This is a genomic window from Nostoc sp., from assembly GCF_036917515.1.
Classification (GTDB): Bacteria; Cyanobacteriota; Cyanobacteriia; order Cyanobacteriales; family Nostocaceae; genus Nostoc.
Window position 1 is genome coordinate 1 of sequence record NZ_JBALDE010000018.1, and the last position, 5,207, is coordinate 5,207.

General features: G+C 42.7%; 3 protein-coding genes. 1 reads left to right on the forward strand and 2 read right to left on the reverse strand.

Annotated features, from left to right (window positions below; all coding sequences use genetic code 11):
* Positions 1-1,104 precede the first annotated feature (1,104 nt).
* Positions 1,105-1,755, reverse strand: a complete 651-nt coding sequence (locus V7K89_RS01740) for a hypothetical protein (RefSeq protein WP_335184027.1) — start codon at positions 1,753-1,755, stop codon at positions 1,105-1,107.
* Positions 1,756-1,955: 200 nt separating this feature from the next.
* Positions 1,956-3,053 carry a D-alanine--D-alanine ligase family protein gene (locus V7K89_RS01745; RefSeq protein ID WP_335184028.1) on the reverse strand — a complete coding sequence of 366 codons (1,098 nt, stop codon included), beginning with the start codon at positions 3,051-3,053 and terminating at the stop codon, positions 1,956-1,958.
* Positions 3,054-3,334: 281 nt separating this feature from the next.
* Between V7K89_RS01745 and V7K89_RS01750 the strand changes: the two genes are divergently transcribed.
* Positions 3,335-5,026, forward strand: coding sequence for an NAD-binding protein (locus V7K89_RS01750; protein ID WP_335184029.1), 1,692 nt, complete (start codon positions 3,335-3,337; stop codon positions 5,024-5,026).
* Positions 5,027-5,207: the final 181 nt, after the last annotated feature.

The window sequence follows — 5,207 nt, forward strand, 5'->3', positions numbered from 1 at the left end:
TTTAATTTCTAGCTGATATATCCCTGACATTGTTCATCCTTCATCTGGTTTATTCTTATTCTCTCATCTGTAGTCCAATTTTAGAGAATTGGTATTAGACAAAAAACACGCAGAAAATAGCCTCAAATCCATATACAGAAAGACTTTGACATCGTTTTGCTTGGTTTCTTGATATATCTGGGTTTGGGCTATTTTTGAGCATTTGGTGTATTTCCCTTACCCTGCATGGGTTCGAGGCTTGTTTCTCCCTCAAAAATGTTTAAGCCTCGCTAGTACTTTGACAAGCTCAGTAACCATTGGACTTCAATTCTGACTCCTGACTCTTGAATTCTGTTTCGATAAAAAGAGAGTGGAAGGAAGCATATCAGTCAGCTTTCAAACTCCCACTCTACCATTTGCTGCTGAAGCGAACAGGAATGTATACAGACGTTACCCGCTATTTGAGGGCTAATGCGTAGTTCAACAACAACGTCTGCACGCATTTAATATTCCTGTTGCAGCAAATGCCAAATCTGATTATTAATATTTATTTACTGAGATAAATACTCTGTAAATAGTTGTTAGATATAGCTTTTTGTTTTTGTAAATCACTTAGTAAATAGTGTTTTACAAAAAAACTTGCTTTCCTGGTAGTCCCTGATAATCTAACCCATGAAGTCGTTTATCTTCATACAATTTAACTTGGTTAATCAAAAGCTGGTTGCCATTTTGGCAGGTTTTTAAATTTCCTAATTGCTCATATCTAACTTTTTTAAAGCAGTTAAACTGCTAGACATCACAATACGCTTGGCTTTGTGAAAAATTGCTTTGTTGGGTTAAGCAAAGCGCAACCCAACAAACTTTTCCAGAAGCAAGCTACGTTCCTCAAACACCACTTTTTAAAGAGCGAGAACGCTAAAAGCGAACAAGTTGGAAGCAAGGGCGCAGTGGCTCTATAACCTACGCAGTTTAAGGTTTTTAGGCTTAACCCAAGCGTATTGCTACATAGCAAATAAATGATTCGTACACAAACAAGATTCCCGACTTACTTAAATAAGTCGGAAATCTAAGCCAAGCTAATTGGCAAAAAGTGTTAATTTAACGGGGTTTTACTTTACAGTAGTATTAATACTGACGTAAAATAGCAGACAATGAACTATTTTTACGAAGGTCCATCAAATCTGCTAAAGGTTCTGTGCGCGTATCCAGGTGGTGCTTGTGTTCTGCGGGTAGAACAGTTACTAGATGCTTTGGTTTAGGTTGCATCTGCATAACGGGCATTAGTTGTGGTTGTGGTACAAAAATTGGCTGGCTCTTGGGAAGTTGTGGTGCCGATTTTTGGTAATTCTTCTGTGCCACGCGTACCTGACGGCGATTAACCTGTTTTTGAAGTTTTTGCGGTTGCTTTGTGCGGTTAAGTAGTCGGAAAATCAGCAAGGAACCACCACCACAGCTGAGGACGATCGCAGCCACCATCCATAAAGGTGTAGGATTGCTATTCACAGAGGGCGGACTGATTGGTTCTTCAACTATAACTGGGATTTTTTCTGGTTCTTCTTGTGGCACGGGCCCAGCATTACCTAAACTATATAAGGCAAAGGCACTACCTCCCATAAACATGGCTAAACACCCGGTTAACAATAGCCAAGGATGATGTGCAACCAGATATATCAGAACATTCGAGCTGTTTTTTAGTCTCGATTTCCTGTTTGTCAGCTTTGGAGTAGCCCTTTTTAATTGGGTTCGCTCGCGCTGTACACTCTGACTTTTTTCCATGATTACTTTCAGATTTGTACCCCTCTAGTCAATAAATTGTACTTGAGGAGTCAAGCATCAGGTATCCGTAACAAAATTTAGATTTAAGTAACTTTTTTGTAAAACAGATGCTACAAAATCTGGCTAAATTTTGCCAAAGTTCTGTATTTATGATGACTTTTTGCCGTAATAATCTGAAATCAGTTCGCTTATTTCTTCTCTCAGCGAGGAGAATGCCTTTCAAGAGCAAGTTGAATTAACCGATCGACTAATTCTGGAAAGGAGACTCCACTATGGGCCCAGAGTTGGGGATACATACTTGTTGCAGTAAAGCCTGGTAAGGTATTGATTTCGTTAATCAATACTTCTTGTGTTGCTTCCACGTAGAAAAAATCTACCCTTGCCAACCCCGTAGCGTCAACAGCAGCAAAAGCTTGCAAAGCCATATCCTGGATTTGACGAGCGATCGCATCTGGAAGCTGTGCAGGTATCAGTAAATCTGCCAATCCTTCGGTATATTTAGTTTCATAGTCATAAAAATCGCTGTCATAAGTAATCTCTCCAATGACAGAGGCTTGAGGTTGATCATTACCTAAAACGGCACACTCGACTTCTCTAGCGACGACACCAGCTTCTACAACCAGCCTTCGGTCATAACTGGCAGCACTATCTAAAGCGGCTTCTAATTCTGGGCGCGATCGCACTTTGGCAATACCTACCGATGAACCCAAATTAGCAGGCTTGACAAAAGCAGGATAACCTAATACTGCCTCAATTTCATCACACAGTTTCGGAAATACGCAAGGATTAGACCAAACCTGCGCTCTAGTTACCGCCTTGTATTTTACCTGTGGTAGTCCCGCTTGCTCAAAAGCCATTTTCATCGCAATTTTATCCATTCCCATTGCCGAACCTAACACCCCAGAACCGACAAAGGGAACTTGCATCAAAGTGAGTAACCCTTGAATTGTCCCATCTTCACCGTTAGGGCCGTGGAGAATGGGAAACCAAACATCCACTTGGGAAACTTGAGAGGGAGATTGCCAATTGCTCAGGGTTTGGGCTTGAGGGTTGGATGTGAGATGTCCCTCAGAAGTTGATGCCGATTCCAGCAGCGGACTGCCGCTTGCTAAAACCTTTTCGGGTGCTTCTCCCGCCAGCCAGCGACCATCTTTTTGGATGTAAAAAGGCAGTATTTCGTACTTATTAGCATTTTCCTCTGCACTCAAAGCTTTGGCGATCGCCCGTGCTGAGTTGATCGAAACTTCATGTTCTCCCGAACGACCGCCAAACAGTAACCCTACCCGCAGCTTAGTCATTTTCGGCTCCTCCACACTTCTCAAGCAGATAGCGTATCACAACCTACAAAAATTGCCATATTTTTCTAGATTATTTTATATCCCTGTCTGAAACTCTCTTCTCTACGAGACGCTAAGCGTAGCTTGCTTCCTTGTAAGGGTACAATTTTGAATTGTTATTGCTTCCTACCCCCAATTGAAACAATCGTGTTGTCAGCTACAGTTATATTCCAGGAAAGTGAGCAAGATTATTAATAACTAACTAGAAATGCAGCCCTACCTGTAAAAGATGCTGCCGTTTCATGAAACCTAGAATTATTGTTTGTGGCTTAGGACTTACCGGATATAAAATCTTTCGTCTGCTGAGACACCAGGGAGCCTTCGTTGTTGGCATTCATCACCAATCTATCCCTGGTGAAACCGCAGGAGATGTGATTGTTGGAGATTTACAAGCAGCTTCTACTTTGACAGCAGCAGGAATTCAACAGGCACACACTTTAGTAATCGCTGGATCTAAAGATGCTCTGAATTTGTCTATTATGATGCAAGCGCGGGTGCTGAATCCCCAGATTCGGATTATCAACCGTTTTTATAATACAAACTTAGGAGAGCGCCTAGATCAAAGTTTGCCAGACCATTTGAGTATGAGTGTTGTGGGATTAGCAGCACCCGTATTCACCTTTGCAGCGCTGGGAAACCGAGCGATTGGACAAATTAAATTATTTGAGCAAACTTGGCCGATTCACGAAGAATACATCGATGAAAACCACTTTTGGAAGGGTCGAAAGCTGAGTGAATTGTGGGAAGACCGATCGCGGATGTTGATTTATTACTTGCCAGTAAAAGGTGAGATGGATTTGGTGTCAGCTGTGATATCTGGACAAGAGATCAGAGTGGGCGATCGCTTAATTATTGGTACCCAACCCCGCATCCGTTCTCCTCGGAGATCGTTGATTAAAAAACTGCTGAAAGTCCTGACTAATCTTAGGCTATTTCAGCAACACGGGCGATCGGTACTGGTGGGTGCTATTGTACTATTGGCGGTTATTCTGATTGCTACATTCACCTACATGTCGGCTGAGTTGAGTTTGTCTCCTGTCGATGCTCTATATTTTTCTGTCGGCATGATTACTGGAGCGGGTGGTAATGACAAAGTAGTAGAAAATGCTCCTAACAGTATTAAATTCTTTACCGTTGTAATGATGCTGATTGGAGCAGTGGTGATTGGTATTTGGTATGCCATGCTCACCGATTTTGTCTTGGGAAGCCGCTTTAAGCAATTTTGGGATGCAGCTCGAATTCCCCAGCGATATCACTACATTGTCTGTGGCTTGAGTGGTATTGGGGTGAGAATTGTCCAGCAACTCCACGCCAGCGGATATGAAGTTGTAGTAGTTGAACCCGACTCCAACAACAAATATATCAATACCGCCCGCGAACTAGGTATCCCCGTCATTCAAGGCGATGCCAGCTTCCGCACAATACTCAAAGCTAGCAATATAGAGTCTGCCACCGCAGTGCTTGCTGTTACTAACAATGATGCTACCAATCTGGAAATTGCCCTCAAAGCCAAAGGTTTAACACCCAGCATTCCAGTGATTGTTAATTATGCCGATCCTGATTTTGCTGGCATAGCACAACAGCTATTTGGCTTCGAGGCCGTATTGAGTCCGGCTGAACTGGCAGCCCCAGCTTTTGCTGCTGCTGCACTAGGGGGACGAATCCTCGGTAATGGCATCACAGCAGATAGTCTTTGGGTAGCTTTTGCGACTGTAATTACAGCTTCACACGTCTTTTACGGTCAGTGGGTAAAAGATGTAGCCATGTCCACTGATTGTGTACCTTTGTACGTAGAAACAAACCACCAAAGCTTTCATGGATGGGATTTATTAGAAACTAAACTCAGTGTTGGTGATGTTTTATATATGACTATGCCTACAACGCGGCTATATCAATTATGGCGGAGCGAGCAAGTTTGTGAATCACACGCTTAAATAATTCGTAATGACGCTCCTGCGGACGCTCTCTACAAGACGCTGCGCGAACGAATTACGCTAACGCTGCGCTAACGTAATTCGTAATTAACCTGAGTTCGGGTTAAGCAGGTTGAGATAAAAGCCACTCCATCTGAAGGCTGGGTTTCTTAGGTTGATGGCAATAAGCGATTAATCCGCA